13 protein-coding genes are annotated in these 15,120 nt (G+C 60.0%); 3 read left to right on the top strand and 10 right to left on the bottom strand.

What is annotated here, in order from left to right:
* Positions 1–582 precede the first annotated feature (582 nt).
* Positions 583–1,401, top strand: coding sequence for a nucleoside triphosphate pyrophosphohydrolase (gene mazG, locus CHEJ32_RS0121945; RefSeq protein ID WP_028035701.1), 819 nt, complete (start codon positions 583–585; stop codon positions 1,399–1,401).
* 6 nt (positions 1,402–1,407) lie between these two features.
* On the opposite strand, the gene hflX is transcribed toward mazG, so the two are convergent.
* The 9 genes from hflX to dusB form a co-directional block, all read right to left on the bottom strand.
* Complete coding sequence (gene hflX / locus CHEJ32_RS25700) at positions 1,408–2,784, bottom strand: GTPase HflX (RefSeq protein ID WP_051469838.1); 1,377 nt, start codon at positions 2,782–2,784, stop codon at positions 1,408–1,410.
* Entirely contained in the window at positions 2,785–3,033 is a 249-nt protein-coding gene (hfq, locus tag CHEJ32_RS0121935) for an RNA chaperone Hfq (protein ID WP_011580951.1), read from the bottom strand.
* 126 nt (positions 3,034–3,159) lie between these two features.
* Positions 3,160–4,026, bottom strand: a complete 867-nt coding sequence (locus CHEJ32_RS0121930; RefSeq protein ID WP_028035700.1) for a D-amino-acid transaminase — start codon at positions 4,024–4,026, stop codon at positions 3,160–3,162.
* Between the two features lie 37 nt (positions 4,027–4,063).
* Positions 4,064–5,440: a Trk system potassium transporter TrkA gene (trkA, locus tag CHEJ32_RS0121925; RefSeq protein ID WP_028035699.1), complete on the bottom strand. Its 1,377-nt coding sequence runs from the start codon at positions 5,438–5,440 to the stop codon at positions 4,064–4,066.
* 4 nt (positions 5,441–5,444) lie between these two features.
* Positions 5,445–6,806 carry a sigma-54 dependent transcriptional regulator gene (locus CHEJ32_RS0121920; protein WP_028035698.1) on the bottom strand — a complete coding sequence of 454 codons (1,362 nt, stop codon included), beginning with the start codon at positions 6,804–6,806 and terminating at the stop codon, positions 5,445–5,447.
* The gene (locus CHEJ32_RS0121915; RefSeq protein WP_028035697.1) at positions 6,796–9,090 is read right to left on the bottom strand and encodes a HAMP domain-containing histidine kinase; all 2,295 of its coding nucleotides are present in this window, start codon (positions 9,088–9,090) and stop codon (positions 6,796–6,798) included. Before CHEJ32_RS0121915 ends, CHEJ32_RS0121920 begins: the two co-directional genes overlap by 11 nt.
* Positions 9,091–9,190: 100 nt before the next feature.
* Complete coding sequence (gene ntrC / locus CHEJ32_RS0121910; RefSeq protein ID WP_028035696.1) at positions 9,191–10,657, bottom strand: nitrogen regulation protein NR(I); 1,467 nt, start codon at positions 10,655–10,657, stop codon at positions 9,191–9,193.
* Positions 10,654–11,784 carry a nitrogen regulation protein NR(II) gene (locus tag CHEJ32_RS25695; RefSeq protein ID WP_034658942.1) on the bottom strand — a complete coding sequence of 377 codons (1,131 nt, stop codon included), beginning with the start codon at positions 11,782–11,784 and terminating at the stop codon, positions 10,654–10,656. The genes ntrC and CHEJ32_RS25695 overlap by 4 nt, the downstream gene beginning before the upstream one ends.
* Positions 11,781–12,725, bottom strand: coding sequence for a tRNA dihydrouridine synthase DusB (dusB, locus tag CHEJ32_RS0121900; RefSeq protein WP_371179818.1), 945 nt, complete (start codon positions 12,723–12,725; stop codon positions 11,781–11,783). Before dusB ends, CHEJ32_RS25695 begins: the two co-directional genes overlap by 4 nt.
* Positions 12,726–12,930: 205 nt before the next feature.
* Between dusB and CHEJ32_RS0121895 the strand changes: the two genes are divergently transcribed.
* Positions 12,931–14,160: a bifunctional 2-C-methyl-D-erythritol 4-phosphate cytidylyltransferase/2-C-methyl-D-erythritol 2,4-cyclodiphosphate synthase gene (locus CHEJ32_RS0121895; protein WP_028035694.1), complete on the top strand. Its 1,230-nt coding sequence runs from the start codon at positions 12,931–12,933 to the stop codon at positions 14,158–14,160.
* Positions 14,161–14,175: 15 nt separating this feature from the next.
* Positions 14,176–14,676: a CinA family protein gene (locus tag CHEJ32_RS0121890; protein ID WP_028035693.1), complete on the top strand. Its 501-nt coding sequence runs from the start codon at positions 14,176–14,178 to the stop codon at positions 14,674–14,676.
* Here CHEJ32_RS0121890 and CHEJ32_RS0121885 read toward each other — a convergent pair.
* Positions 14,658–15,113, bottom strand: a complete 456-nt coding sequence (locus tag CHEJ32_RS0121885) for a type II toxin-antitoxin system RatA family toxin (protein WP_028035692.1) — start codon at positions 15,111–15,113, stop codon at positions 14,658–14,660. The genes CHEJ32_RS0121890 and CHEJ32_RS0121885 overlap by 19 nt on opposite strands.
* Between the last annotated feature and the right edge of the window lie 7 nt (positions 15,114–15,120).

The raw sequence follows: 15,120 nt of genomic DNA, 5'->3' as shown, positions 1-15,120 counted from the left end.
TTTCACGAACGATCCAGCGGTCATTGCCCGACGGCGACAAGCGCTCTCTGAGCTCGATGCGGCGGAATGACTGGCTGCTGCAACTGTCAAAGCTAAAGCCGATGGGTGCGTCTCACCCGCCCCCTCCCTTCCCTTGCAACCCGATCCAGCCGGGTCCGGTCGGGGGCTTGGCTCAGTGCCAGTGGGGATGTCGCGTGTCGCATTTCTAAATGGTTGGTGAGGCACCCAAAGTGACATTTCAACTTTGCCCAACGGCGGACAGTTCAACCTTGCCGCCACAGATATGACGACTGTCGCGCTCTACCCCCGACGTAGTCTGCCCTAGAAAAATGGGTCTGGTTCCTATCGAAGAAGCGCGGCTGGCTTCGAAACAGCCGCACACCGAAGCGTATGAATTCGAGCGCTGCAATGTGTTGGTGCGTGCTATGCCGATCGGGCTGATACTCACCCCGGGAGTTGGTGAGAGCGCGCTTCTAGTTCTCCTGGCTTTGACAAAGCATTCCCTTTTCGGTGCTGAGCGCTTGAGCGAGGAAGTGATGCGCGATACCGCTCTCGGGCAAGCCACTTACCCGGAGTCTCCCAATGAAGCCCTCCAAAGACATCTCAACGCTGATCGAAATCATGGCTGCGCTTCGCGATCCCGAGACCGGTTGTCCGTGGGACGTGAAGCAGGATTTTTCCAGCATTGCGCCTTACACCATCGAAGAAGCCTATGAAGTGCTCGATGCCATCCAGCGCAACGACCTGCATGATCTGCGTGAAGAATTGGGCGACCTGCTGCTCCAGGTGGTCTTTCACGCGCGAATGGCCGAGGAAGCCGGTCATTTCGATTTCGGCGATGTGGTCGAGGCAATCACGACGAAGATGATCCGCCGCCACCCGCACGTGTTCGGAGATGAAGACGCGCGCAGCGCAGGAATGGCGAAGGGTATGTGGGATCGCATCAAGGCTGAGGAGAAAGCGGAACGCCTGGCGCGCCGCAGCGAAACTGAAGCGCAGATGCCAGAACGGGGCTATCTGGACGATGTGACACTCGCCCTGCCCGCCTTAACCCGAGCCTTGAAACTTCAGGAGAAAGCGGCCCGCATCGGTTTCGATTGGGGCGCCGCACGACCGATCCTCGATAAGATCGAGGAAGAGATCGGCGAGCTGCGCCATGAGATGGACGAAGGCAGGCAGGATGCGATCAAGGAAGAATTCGGTGATCTTCTCTTCGCAATGGTCAATCTGGGGCGGCATCTCGGCGTCGATCCCGAAAGCGCGTTGCGGGCCACCAACGAGAAGTTCCGCACCCGCTTCCATATCGTGGAGCGTCGTGTGAAGGAGGCCGGGTCTACGCTCGGCGCTGCCTCGCTCGCCCAGATGGAGGAGCACTGGCAGGACGCAAAGAAGATTAAATAGCCCGCCCTACCCTTTGTTATTGTTGTATAATCTCTTTTTAATCTCTTCACGCGCCACGTGAGTTGCGCGGATTTTGAGCGTGACGCTGCCATCCTTGTGATCTTTTCGCCCGGTAACCTCACCGTGGCGATAGATCCAGTCCATATCCCCCAGCTGACCCGGCGAAAGCTTAATCGAGATCTCCTTGACTTGACCTGAAAGGCGCTGTTCGATCAGAGCCATGAGCTCATCAAGCCCCTCGCCCGTGATCGCGGAAATCGCAACGGGTGCCGTCGTCTTCTTGCCGTCGTCCCGCGACAGCCGCTTCCGATCATCCTCGCTCAACCTGTCGATCTTGTTCCACACTTCCACAACGCGGCTCGCATCTGAGGCGTTGATGCCAAGGCTCGCGAGCACCTGCTCCACATCAGTCGCATGTGCTGTGGTGTCGGGGTCGGAAATATCTCGCAGGTGGATGACGAGGTTGGCCTCGACCACTTCTTCCAGCGTGGCGCGGAAAGCGGCTACCAGGTGCGGCGGGAGGTCAGAGATGAAGCCGACCGTATCGGAAAGGATCACGATCGTTCCATGCGGAAAACGGACGCGACGAAGGGTCGGATCCAAAGTAGCGAACAGCATATCCTCGGCCAGCACCGAGGCGCCTGTAAGGCGGTTGAAGAGCGTCGACTTGCCCGCATTCGTGTAGCCGACGATGGCTACCACGGGGAACGGCACCTTGCGTCGTTTGCTGCGGTGGAGATCGCGCGTGCGCCGCACAACCTCAAGCTCCCGCTTGATTCGGGTGATACGATCCTGCAACAGACGGCGATCCGCCTCGATCTGCGTCTCGCCGGGACCTCCCATGAAGCCGCCGCCGCCGCGCTGGCGTTCGAGGTGGGTCCAGCTTCGAACGAGCCGGCCGCGCTGATATTCGAGATGGGCTAGGTCGACCTGCAGGCGCCCCTCTTTTGTACGCGCCCGCCGGCCAAAGATCTCCAGGATAAGGCCGGTGCGATCCAGGACCTTGGCCTTGAGCTCGCGTTCCAGGTTGCGCTGCTGAACCGGTGTGAGCTGATGATCGACGATAACGAGCTCGGCCCCCTCCTCAGCGACGATGCCGGCAAGCTGCTCCACCTTCCCAGCGCCAAGCAATGTCGCCGGGCGAGGCTGAGCTACAGTAAAGAACTCGCTGTGTATGATGTCGAGGTCGATGGCCTCCGCCAGACCAACCGCCTCCTCCAGTTTCGCCTGCGGCGAAAGCGGCACATGCGGCCGCTGCGCACGGTCTTCGCTGGAAGTTCCACCGCGCGCCGAAACGATCGGCGCGACGACAACAGCCTTGGTGCGAGCTGGAGTGCCCGTTGATCCCTGAGGGGGTGTTCCGCGGTTCGCTTTTTCAGCCAATCAGCCTTCCCGACTGCCTTCCTCCGCCTCGAACAGCTGCACCGGCTGGCTCGGCATGATCGTTGAGATCGCGTGCTTGTAGACGAGCTGCGAATGCCCGTCCCGGCGCAGAAGAACACAGAAATTGTCGAACGATGTCACCACACCCGTCAATTTCACGCCGTTGATCAGGAATATCGTCAGCGGGTTCTTGCTCTTGCGAACGGTGTTAAGGAACAAGTCTTGCAGATTTTGGGAACGTTCCGCCATTGTTTTTCTTCATCCCCTGCGCTTCATCGGCAGTAGCGCAAAATTGATCCCGCTCTGTCAAGCGCGGCGACTGCCCTTCCAGCCGCGCCTGCCGAACCGCCTCTCACGCTCGGTTCGTTGATTGGGTTAACAGGCAGGAGTCTTTTCCGCAATGTCAAAAAAAGATTGGCGGAGGGAGAGAGCAAGACACCCCGGATGTCCATTGGCGACAGGTCGGCCGTCTATTTCAACCACCGGCATGACGACGGTAGATGCTGCGGTGACGAATGCCTCCCGTGCAGACTGTGCCTCTTCCACCGAAAACGGCCGCTCTTCCACCACAAGTCCCATGCTGGCCGCAAGATCCAACACGCCGGCGCGGGTCACGCCGCGCAAAATCCCGTATTCGGCCGGGCGTGTCACCAATTTGCCATCGGCGGTGACGATCCAGGCATTGGTGGAAGCGCCCTCCTTCACCATTCCGTCGGCATCAACAAACCAGGCTTCCCCCGCGCCGGCCTTTCGGGCCTTCTGTTTCGCGAGCACATTGGGAAGGAGACCCACAGTCTTGATGTCCACTCTGTCCCACCGGTTTTCCGGAACGGTGACCACCTTCAAACCCACCTCGGCCCGCTTGGCGGAAATGGTAGGATCGAGCCGCTTGGCGGTCACGACAATAGCCGGCTTTGTTTCCGGCGCGGGAAAAAAGTGATCGCGTGGCGCCACGCCTCGAGTGACCTGCAAATAGACCAGTCCGTTGGTCACCTTGTTGCGACGCACCACCTCTCGAACGACGGATTCCAACGCGGCGCGGTGCAGTGGCCATTGAATTTCGAGTTCCCGAAGCGATCGATCGAGCCGATCGAGATGGCGGGTCATATCGATGATGTAGCCTCGCGCGATCTCGCAGACCTCATAGACGCCGTCGGCAAACTGATATCCCCGGTCTTCGATGTGCACGGCGGCCTCGGCATGACGAACATAGCGGCCATTCACATAGGCGATGCGCGGCATTCTAATCTCCCCGAGAGAAAGCCCAAGGTGGGCTACGTCAAAAGAATTCCAAACTCACCCGGAACAGCTGTTCCACCTGTCTCACCGCGTCGGCAAGGGCAAAGATCACCACGCGATCCTTGGGCTTTATCCGCAGGGACCCGCTGGGTCGGATGAATTGGCCGTCACGATAAACACCGCCTACGCGCATCCCATCCGGCAACTCTTGCTCGTTGAGCGGCGGACCGACCAGCGGGGAAGTCTCCAATGCTTCCGCTTCCAGGACCTCGGCCGCCCCGCGATCAATGTTGTGAACTGCCCGGATGCGTCCTCGCCTGACATGCTGCAGCACGCGCGAAATCGTCACCGCACGGGGATTTACATGGGCATCGATACCGAGCGTCTTGGCAAAGTCGTGATAGGTCGGACTGTTGATCAGAACGAGGTTCGACTTGCAGCCGAGCCGCTTGGCGATCACGCTTGAAAGGATGTTGACCTGATCGTCGTTTGTCAGAGCCACCATCAGGTCCGCATGATCGATGTCCGCCTCGATCAGCAGTTTTTGTTCCAAGGCACTGCCGTTGAGGACCACCGTTCGGCGCAGCTGATCGGCTACGGCAACTGCACGGGCACGATTTTGCTCGATCAGCTTCACCTTTGTACGGCTCTGCTTTTTCTCGAGAGCCCGGGCAACATAGAGCCCGATATTGCCGCCACCGGCAATCACGATGCGATTCGCTTCCTTTTCGTCATGACCGAACAGGCCCAGGGTGCGCCGCACCTGGTCCTTGGTGGTGACCACATAAGCCAGGTCGCCGGCGACGAGCTGGTCGCTGGAACGCGGCACGAAAAGATGTCCACCGCGCGAAACGCCCACGACCGTAGAGGGCAGGTCGGGGAAGAGTTCGGTGAGCTGCGACAATGGGGTGTTGATGACCGGGCATTCCTCCAGGCATTCGATGGCAACCATCGAGACATGCCCGTCTGCGAACGCAACCACATCCGTAGCGCCCGGGAGCGCGATACGCCTCAACACCATCTCACCCACTTCGAGTTCCGGCGAGATGATGACATCGATCGGAAGATTATCCCTCGAGAAGAGGTCCATATAGTGTGATTGAAGATATGCCTGCGACCGCACGCGAGCGATCTTGGTCGGCACGTTGAAAAGCGCGTGCGCAACCTCGCAGGCCACCATGTTCACCTCGTCATAGAGGGTGACCGCAATGATCATGTCAGCCTGCTTTGCCCCAGCGGACGCAAGGACCTCCGGATGTGCCCCGTGGCCAACGAAGCCGCGCACATCAAGGGAATCGCGCACGCTACGAATCAGGTCAGGCGAGGTATCTATGATGGAGACATCGTTCTGCTCCGCCGCAAGCCGCTCGGCGATGCCGTAGCCCACCTGCCCGGCGCCACAAATAATGACCTTCATACCATCACACGCCCAGCGATTTCAGCTTCCTGTGCAGCGCGGAACGCTCCATGCCGATAAATTCGGCGGTACGGGAGATATTGCCGCCGAATCGATTGATCTGCGCAAGAAGGTACTCCTTCTCGAACAGCTCTCGTGCTTCGCGCAAGGGCAATGCCATGATGTGCTGGTCCGACTGCGTGGGCACGCGGGGCATCACGTCTCCGATTTCCGAGGGCAGAAGGTCGGCGGTGATAGGCGCGTCCCCGTCGTCGCTGCGCGTGAGGATCATCAGGCGTTCGATATTGTTGCGCAGCTGGCGGATATTTCCCGGCCAGTCATGGGCCTGCAGAACCGCCATCGCATCCTCTCCCAATCGACGTGGCTTGATTCCCACTTGATTGGTGATCTGGTGCATGAAGTGATCGACAAGGAGGGGGATGTCTTCGCGCCGTTCCGAGAGGGGCGGTACGAGTATCGGCACGACGGCGAGCCGATGATAGAGATCCTCCCTGAAACGGCCCTCTGCAATCATCCGCTCCAGATCGCGCGCCGTCGAGGAAATAATCCTGACATCGACCTTGACACGCTTGGTGCCCCCTACCCGCTCGAACTGCTGGTCGACCAAAACGCGCAGTATCTTGCCCTGCGTCTCACGGGGCATATCGGCCACTTCGTCGAGATAAAGCGTGCCGCGATGAGCCTCTTCCAGGGCGCCCACCTTGCGCTCGCCACCGTTGGATTCGGTGCCGAAGAGTTCGATCTCCATGCGTTCCGGCGTGATCGACGCGGCATTCAAGGTTACGAAAGGCGCTCCTGAGCGGCTCGAAAGCTCGTGAATGGCGCGCGCCACCAGCTCCTTGCCGGAGCCGGATGGCCCGATCAGCATGATGCGGCTATTGCTGGGCGCGACGCGCTCGATGGTCTGCCGCAGGTGATTGATCGCCGGCGAATTGCCGACGAGATCGAAGCTTTCTCCACTGCGCTTTTTGAGGTCCATCACCTCGCGCCGCAGCTTCACGGTTTCCAGCGCGCGCTCGCAGATCAGGATAAGCCGGTCGGCCTTGAACGGCTTTTCGATGAAGTCATAGGCGCCGCGCTTGATTGCCGAAACCGCAGTCTCGATCGTGCCGTGCCCGGAAATCATCACCACCGGCAGATCGGGGTGCATTTCCTTGATTTTATCGAGGAGCGCCAGCCCGTCCAAAGTCGAGCCCTGCAGCCAAATATCAAGCAGCACCAGACGCGGCACGCGTTCGGCGATCGCCGCAAGCGCAGCATCGCTGTTCCCCGCGGTGCGCGCCTCATGCCCTTCGTCGCTCAGAATCCCCGCGACGAGCTCGCGGATATCTTCCTCGTCGTCGACGACCAGAATATCAGACGCCATTATCGACCTTTTCCGTCCTTTCTACCGAATTGTCCGCCCCTGCCCCATTTTCCTCGTCCGCCGGCGCCACCGGCAGAACCATGCGAATCATGGCTCCGACGCCGCCATGGAAGCTTTGCGGTGCATCGAGCAGTTCCAGCCTGCCGCCGTGGTCCTCGATGATCTTCTTGACGATGGCCAGGCCCAGGCCCGTGCCTTTCTCGCGGGTGGTCATGTAGGGTTCCAGCAGTCTTTGCCGGTTCTCTCGCGGCAGGCCCTTTCCATTGTCCAGCACTATCACCTCGATCGCTTTGCCCAGATCGCGCGCCGAGATCCGAATGGTACCTTGACGACCTTCCTCGTGCGGCACGGCGTCGATCGCCTCCGCCGCATTCTTGATGATGTTGCCGAAAGCTTGGCTCATCAGCCGGGTATCGAACCGCCCGATCAACGGCTTGTCACCAAGATCATTCTCGATCTTGATGTTGGGCCGACTCACCTCGATAAGGAACGAGGCTTCACGGAGGGGCTCGCGAAGATCCAGCCGCCGCATCTCCGGCTTCGGCATGCGGGCGAAGGAGGAAAATTCGTCCACCATGCGGCCGATATCGCCCACCTGCCGAATGATCGTGTCGGTGCACTGATCGAAGATCGCCCGATCCTCCGTGATTACCTTGCCAAAGCGACGCCGGATACGTTCGGCGGAAAGCTGGATCGGCGTGAGTGGATTCTTGATCTCATGGGCGATGCGTCGCGCCACGTCCGCCCATGCGGTGGATCGCTGTGCCTGGACCAGATCGGTGATGTCATCGACGGTAACCACGTACGAACGCTGCTCGGTCTCGCCCACGGCTTCTTCCGTGGTGATCTGGATATTGAAGGTGCGCTCGGCTCCAGCCCGATAAAAGGTCACCTGATCGCGATAGACCTTCCTCCCGGAAGCACGCCCGGTCTCGAAAACAGCGCCGAGTTGCGGCAGCACGGCCGAGAGATTCTGCCCTATCGTTTCCTCTCCCGCGATTGCGAGCATCGTTTCCGCCGATCGATTGACGATCGAGACGGTCCCGTTGGCATTCACTCCAATGACGCCTGCAGTGACACCCGAAAGTACCGCCTCGGTGAAGCGCCGGCGCTCGTCGATCATGTCGCGGGCCGAGATGAGCTGATCACGCTGCGTCTTGAGCTGGAAAGTCATCTTGTTAAAGGTGTCTCCAAGGGAGGCCACGTCACCATCTGACCCCCTTACTGGGACAGCCACATCCAAATTTCCCGTCGAAACGGCGTCTGCTGCGCCGATCAGTTGCCGAATGGGCCGCACCAGCCGGTCAGCTACGGCGATACCGGTCCAGATTGCAGCGAGCACGATTGCCAGCGTAACCACCAAATAAAGCAGAGCGAAGGCGACCTGCGTGCTGAAGCGGTTCTGCTCGAGTGAACGGTATTCATCTGTATTGGCGGCGACCAGGCGCTGCGCCTTGATCACCTGCGGGTCGAGTTCGCGCGACGTGTAGAGAAAAGCATCCGGGATCTCTTGGAGCTTGACGATGGCGCCTATGAGATTGCCCGGTGGAAGCGTAAAGAGTGCCGGGCGCCCCTGGGCCGCCGCATCCATATCGGTTCGGCGCGGAGCCGGGATCGGCATCGCTTCGGGAAGATCCGCGCCCATGATCACGGATTCGTCCCTGCGGATGAGAACTGCGTAGGCAAGTCCTCGCGCCAGCGCCTGCTGTGTCATGCGTTGGCGGAACCCGAGACGATCCAGATTATACAACGCACGGAAACGGTCGAGATCGATCGCCATTGAAAGCGTCGTCCCCTGCAGGTTCCGAGCATTTTCGTTCACATAAGCTTCCGCGATGGAAAGCGAGGATTGCACGATGACCCTGGTCCTCAGTTCGAACCAGCGATCGAGCCCCAGATCCAACGTGATCGATGCAATGACCGCGACCAGTATCGCGGGGATCGCAGCGACCAGCGAAAACATCGCCACAATCCGCACATGAAGGCGTGAGGCGGCCTTCCCTGCCCGGCGTGCGGCATAAATCCGATGCGCTTCGCGGCCGATCAAGCCGAGAAGCACAAGAACAAAGGCCGCATTGATGCTGATGAGGATTAAGGTCGTACGAGCATCTGGCGTGATGTAGGGCTGGAGCAGGCCAAGCAGAACCGCAAAAGAGACAGCCGCAGTCAACAAGGCTCCCGCCGTGGCGATTATGCCAGGCAAGGCCATCAAGCGGCGTCCGTCATTGGACGCAGGCGCCCGATAGGACGCTTGGTCTGCCTTCAAGGGCGCCCCAGTGCTCATCCCTCTCCCACTCGCAGAGTCGTTGCGTTGCAGATATGCAACGCAATGTGGCGATTTTGCAACGAGCTTTGTTGGCCTGCGGCTACGAGCCTGATGGTCCTCAGATTTTAGGGGTGCTTGCCGTCCGGTATATATCGACGCCGAGGTCGCGGATTTTCTTGCGGAGGGTATTCCGGTTGACACCGAGCAGCTCGGCTGCCCGAATCTGATTGCCCTGTGTGGCGGCGAGGGCAGCAAGCACGAGCGGATACTCGACCTCGGCCAAGACGCGCTGGTAGAGCCCCGGCGGCGGAAGTGCCGAGCCGAACCCACGAAAATAACGTTGAAGATATTGCTCGACGGATTGGCCGAGAGGCACCTCCTGCCCGTCGCCATCGCTCTGGCGCAAACTGGCGGCGGGCATGCCGCCACGAAGCTCGCCGAGAATAATCTCCTCAGAGATCTCATCCTGCGGATAAAGGGCGGCCAGGCGGCGAACAAGATTCTCAAGCTCGCGCACATTGCCTGGCCAGGGATATTGCATCATCGCGTCGAGCCCGCCTCTCGCGATGCGTTTAGGCTGGAGCCCTTCCTGCTCGGCCTGGTTGAAAAAGTGACGCACCAGATCTGGAATATCCTCCGCCCGCTCGCGCAAAGGCGGCAGCCGCAATGGCACGACGTTCAGCCGATAGAACAAATCCTCCCGGAACAGCCCTTGATTGATAAGCATCCGCAGGTCTTTGTTGGTCGCTGCTACGATCCGGACGTCGGTCTTGATCGGGGTACGACCGCCGACTGTCGTGTACTCTCCCTGCTGGAGCACGCGCAGAAGCCGCGTCTGGGCTTCCATCGGCATGTCGCCGATCTCATCAAGAAAGAGCGTTCCCCCTTCCGCCTGCTCGAACCTGCCGGAAGAGCGGTGCTGAGCGCCGGTGAAAGCACCCTTTTCATGCCCAAACAGTTCCGATTCGATGAGGTCTCGCGGTATTGCAGCCATATTGATGGCCACGAATGGTCCGTGCCGACGACGGCCAAACTCATGCAGCGCTCGCGCCACCAATTCCTTACCTGTCCCGGATTCGCCGGTGATCATGACGGTGAGATCCGTCTGCATCATCCGTGCGAGCATTCGATAGATGTCCTGCATCGCCGGTGAGCGGCCGATAAGCGGCATCGTCTCCGGCGTTTCATTCGTGCGTGCCTCGGTCGGCTTGCTGCGTGGCTCGGCCAAGGCCCTGCCGACAATGGCCAGCAGTTCGCTCAAATCGAACGGCTTTGGGAGATACTCGTAAGCGCCGGCTTCAGAGGCGCGTATCGCCGTCATGAACGTGTTCTGTGCACTCATGACCACGACCGGCAAGTCCGGTCTTGTCCGGCGAATCCGCGGCAACATGTCGAACGCATTCTCGTCGGGCATGACCACGTCGGTGATGACGAGATCTCCCTCACCGGCCGAGATCCACCGCCAAAGCGTGGCTGCATTGGAGGTCACGCGAACCTGATGCCCCACGCGAGAGAGCGCCTGGTTCAGCACCGTGCGAATAGCGGCATCGTCGTCCGCGATCAGAATATTGCCCTGAGCGCTCATGATCTCACACCCTCAATTTCCCTCTCCATGTGCCGCGATAGCGCCTCACCGCGCCAGGCGGGCATGAGCACGCGGAAAGTCGTCCCACGCGAGGAGGAATCGCATTCGATCACACCGCCATGGGCGCCGACGATTTTGGCCACAAGCGCCAGCCCCAACCCTGAGCCGTTCTGCTTGGTGGTGATGAACGGGTCGAAGATGATCGACTGGATATCTTCCGGAACGCCCGGTCCGTTGTCGTGAACGCAGAATTCCATCGGCAGGGACACCCGCTCCCGCGTTCCGGGCACGGAAAAACGTATCCCTGGCCGGAAAGCTGTGGAAAGCTTGATTTCGCCACCCGAAGCACTTCCAATAGCTTCGGCTGCATTCTTCACGAGGTTGATGAAGACTTGGACGAGTTGGCCGCGGTTTGCCAGGATTGGGGGAAGCGAGGGGTCGTACTCTTCTATGATATTGATGTGCCTGGCAAAGCCGTTCTTAGCGACTGCCTTCACATGATCCAGCACGACATGGATGTTCACCGGCTCCCGATCCACCGGTCGCTCGTCGGAGAACTCCTCCATGCGATCGACAAGAGCGACTATGCGGTCCGTCTCCTCGGTGATCAGCCGCGCAAGCGCGCGATCGTCATCCGAGACCACCTGCTCGAGCAGTTGCGCGGCTCCGCGTATGCCAGAAAGCGGGTTCTTGATCTCGTGCGCCAGCATCGCCGCCAACCCGGTCACCGAACGAGCGGCGCCACGATGGGTCATCTGCCGATCGATCTTTTCAGCCATGGACCGTTCCTGAAACATGATCACGGCAGAGCCCGGGATCTCCGACACCGGAGCCACGTAGATGTCGACGATCTTGTCCGGGCCGAGCCGCGGCGACGAAATATCAACGCGATATTCGTTGAACGGGGAACGACGCTCACGCACCTGCTCTACCAGCGTCAGCAGGGGACTGCCAAAGGGTACGAAATCGGCAAGCCTGTTGCGCGCGAGCATGGCAGCACTCGACCTGAAGAAATTCTCCGCCTCCGCATTGGCGAATGTGAAGAAACCTCCTTCGTCTACCATGACCACGGGATGCCCGATGGAATCGAGTGCCAGCTGCGCCACCTCAGAAGTTTTCACCGTCATGCCGCCAACCCTTGCGCGATGTTGCGTTGCGTAAAGACCTCCCTGATGAGTCGGAACACATTTGAAGGCTCCGTTTCCGTCATGATGGATTGCCGCAAGTCTGGAGCGGGGCTGGCATGTCGATCCAGATACCATCCCAGATGCTTCCGCGCGTGCCGAACGCCCTGCCCGATGCTGTAATGGGAAAGCATGTCCTCGTAATGCGCCGTCACGTAATCGGCCATCTCCGCTCGATCCACGGGGGGCTCAGGAGTACTTTCTTCCCCTGCGGCCGCCCGCGCGAGCGCGCCCGCCTTCCAGGGCGCTCCATAATGCGCGCGCCCGATCATCACCGCATCAGCACCGGATTGGGCAAGCATGGCTATGGCTTGCAACGGCCCGTCTCCATCGCCATTGGCGACAACCGGAATCGAGACCGCCTGCTTCACCGCCGCAATCGCCCTCCAATCTGCTTGGCCCGTATAGAATTGGCACCGCGTGCGCCCGTGTATCGTTACCATTGCGACGCCGGCAATCTCGGCGCGCCGCGCAAGCTCAGGCGCATTGAGGCAGCCCTCATCCCAGCCGAGCCGCATCTTGACCGTTACCGGCACGTCAACGGCCTTGACGACAGCCTCGATCAGCGTCAGCGCATGCTCCGGCTCGCGCATCAGCGCCGAACCGGAATATCCGCCGGTCACCTTCTTTGCGGGACAACCCATATTGATATCGACGATATCCGCGCCCTCACCGACGGCGATACGCGCAGCCTCTGCCATCCAGTGCGCCTCACGCCCGGCGATCTGCACCATATGCACATCGATGTCCGGGCGGCGGATACGCCTTGCGCTCTCCGCCCTGCCCTTTGCCAGCTCACCGCTAGCCACCATCTCGGAAACGACCAATCCGGCACCATGCGCGTAAGCGCGCATACGAAAAGGCAGATCCGTCACACCGGACATGGGCGCAAGAAAAACGCGGTTGCGCAGACGAACCGAGCCGACCTGGAGGGGTTGGGAGAGAATTTGCAGGTGATTGCTGCTCAAATATAAGGCATCCTTCTTTGATGCCCAATTTATAGCCACTTCACACAATCAGCGCAATGGTCCTTCGTATGCCAGAGAATCCGTTGGCTTTTCAATCTCGCCGCGATTATGCCTCTGCGGCATGAACGCGCCTCTTGAACAGCAAAGTCGCTCGCGCCGCGTCGCCGTCGTGGTTGTTGCCGCGGGTCGGGGCGAGCGGGCAGGCCAAGCCGAAGATGGACCAAAGCAATACCGATCCATCGGTGGTAAACCTGTCATCCGCCACACGCTTGAAGCGCTGGCGAGAAATGAACGGGTCGGAACGATCGTCGTCGCGATTCATCCCGACGATGAAGCCCTGTTTGCGCGATCCTGCACAGATTTCGATGGCAACGTCATTACGGTGCATGGCGGTGCTTCGCGCCAGGATTCCACCCGACTTGCTCTTGCGGCCCTCGAAGACATCGAACCCGCAATCGTACTCATCCATGATGGCGTTCGGCCCTTTATCGATACGGTATTGATCGACCGCGTCATCGATGCGGTGGGCGAGAAGATGGGTGCGCTCCCCGCTGTCGCGATCTCCGACACCCTGAAGAAGTGCGGGGAAAACGGCATCGTGGCGAGGACTGTCTCTCGGGACGGACTGTTCGCTGCCCAAACCCCGCAAGGCTTTCCCTTCCGCCCAATTTATGAGGCGCATCAACAAGCCTGGAGAGCAGGCCGCTCGGATTTCACCGATGATGCAGCGATCGCCGAATGGGCAGGCATACCCGTGCGCTTGGTCAACGGCTCACCTGATAATGTGAAGCTGACCTGGGCGCGCGATATCGCACTGGCCGACCAACGCTTGGGAGCAATTGCAATGACTGGCTTGCCTGATGTCCGCACAGGCAATGGATATGACGTGCACGCCTTTGGCGACGGCAACCACGTCACGCTTTGCGGCGTCGAAATTCCCCACGAGAAAACTCTGACCGGGCATTCGGATGCCGATGTCGGTCTGCATGCCCTCACCGACGCGCTACTCGCCACATGCGGTGCAGGCGATATCGGTACGCATTTCCCACCTTCGGACCCCCAATGGAAGGGCGCGCGCTCCCGAATCTTCGTCGAGCTTGCGGTGGATACCGTACGCAAGCGCGGCGGCCGCATCGCCAATGCGGATATCACCCTTATCTGTGAAGCACCGCGAATCGGTCCACATCGCGAGGCGATGGTGGCGGAACTATCCGGCATGCTGGGGATTGCTCGGGAGCGAATCTCCGTAAAGGCAACGACCAATGAAAAACTCGGCTTCATAGGCAGGTCGGAGGGAATCGCTGCGATCGCCACAGCCACCGTCGTCTACCCTGGTTCATTAGAGGGCTGATCCGCGGAGTGCCCCATGAGCGATACCGAAGAGTTCCTGGCAAGAGAAGTCATCGAGGCCTTTGAGCAGCGCAGCTTGAAAATTGCCACCGCCGAATCCTGCACCGGCGGAATGGTGGGCGCTGCCCTGACCGACATTGCGGGCTCATCCACCGTCTTCGAGCGCGGCTTCATCACCTATTCGAACGAAGCAAAGATGGAGTTGCTGGGTGTGTCGGAGCAGACCCTTGCCGCTCACGGTGCCGTTTCCGCTGAAACCGCCCAAGAAATGGCAGCCGGCGCGCTGGACCATTCACTCGCGGACGTAGCCGTTTCGATCACGGGGATCGCCGGCCCCGCGGGAGGAACGGCGGAAAAGCCGGTGGGACTGGTCTGGTTCGGTCTGGCGGTAAAAGGGACCCCGCCAATGGCCGAAAAGAGACAATTCCCGGATCTGGGCCGCGCTTCGATCCGTCAGGAGAGCGCTACGACAGCGCTACAGCTTCTTCTCGGCGCAGCTCAGCTTGTGCGTCCGTAAACTTCATCGGCCCGTCGTTCGAACGCCTCGGAGAACATGCGGAACGCGCGATCGAACATCGCGCCCATCAGCATTCCGAGCATCCGGCTCTTGAATTCGTATTCGATGAAGAAATGCACATCCGACTGGCTCTCGCCCACCGGGTCGAACCGCCAGCGGTTCTGCAAGAATCGGAAAGGCCCGTCTATATACTGGACATCGATCGTTCGCTCGGCCGGTTTCAGTACAACCTGACTTGTGAAGGTTTCACGGATCGCCTTGTAGCCCACGGTCATGTCGGCGACCAGAATGGTGATTCCGTCGCGCTCCTTGCGCGAGCGCACGGTAAGCGCCTCGCACATGGGCAGGAACTCCGGATAGGATCCCACATCCGCTACCAGGGCGAACATCTGATCGGGTGGATGGCTCACCCTCCGGACCGTTTCGTGCTTGGGCATGAAGTGT

This window comes from Chelativorans sp. J32, from assembly GCF_000518985.1.
Classification (GTDB): Bacteria; Pseudomonadota; Alphaproteobacteria; order Rhizobiales; family Rhizobiaceae; genus Chelativorans.
This window is presented reverse-complemented; position numbering and strand designations above follow the sequence as displayed.

Coding starts and splice junctions, on each gene's coding strand:
- CHEJ32_RS0121890 (WP_028035693.1), top strand. CDS start 14,176: ATGAGCGATACCGAAGAGTTCCTGGCAAGAGAAGTCATCGAGGCCTTT.
- dusB (WP_371179818.1), bottom strand. CDS start 12,725: ATGTCCGGTGTGACGGATCTGCCTTTTCGTATGCGCGCTTACGCGCAT.
- CHEJ32_RS0121915 (WP_028035697.1), bottom strand. CDS start 9,090: ATGAGCACTGGGGCGCCCTTGAAGGCAGACCAAGCGTCCTATCGGGCG.
- trkA (WP_028035699.1), bottom strand. CDS start 5,440: ATGAAGGTCATTATTTGTGGCGCCGGGCAGGTGGGCTACGGCATCGCC.
- mazG (WP_028035701.1), top strand. CDS start 583: ATGAAGCCCTCCAAAGACATCTCAACGCTGATCGAAATCATGGCTGCG.
- CHEJ32_RS0121895 (WP_028035694.1), top strand. CDS start 12,931: ATGAACGCGCCTCTTGAACAGCAAAGTCGCTCGCGCCGCGTCGCCGTC.
- CHEJ32_RS0121885 (WP_028035692.1), bottom strand. CDS start 15,113: ATGCCCAAGCACGAAACGGTCCGGAGGGTGAGCCATCCACCCGATCAG.
- ntrC (WP_028035696.1), bottom strand. CDS start 10,657: ATGAGCGCTCAGGGCAATATTCTGATCGCGGACGACGATGCCGCTATT.
- CHEJ32_RS0121920 (WP_028035698.1), bottom strand. CDS start 6,806: ATGGCGTCTGATATTCTGGTCGTCGACGACGAGGAAGATATCCGCGAG.
- hfq (WP_011580951.1), bottom strand. CDS start 3,033: ATGGCGGAACGTTCCCAAAATCTGCAAGACTTGTTCCTTAACACCGTT.
- CHEJ32_RS0121930 (WP_028035700.1), bottom strand. CDS start 4,026: ATGCCGCGCATCGCCTATGTGAATGGCCGCTATGTTCGTCATGCCGAG.
- CHEJ32_RS25695 (WP_034658942.1), bottom strand. CDS start 11,784: ATGACGGTGAAAACTTCTGAGGTGGCGCAGCTGGCACTCGATTCCATC.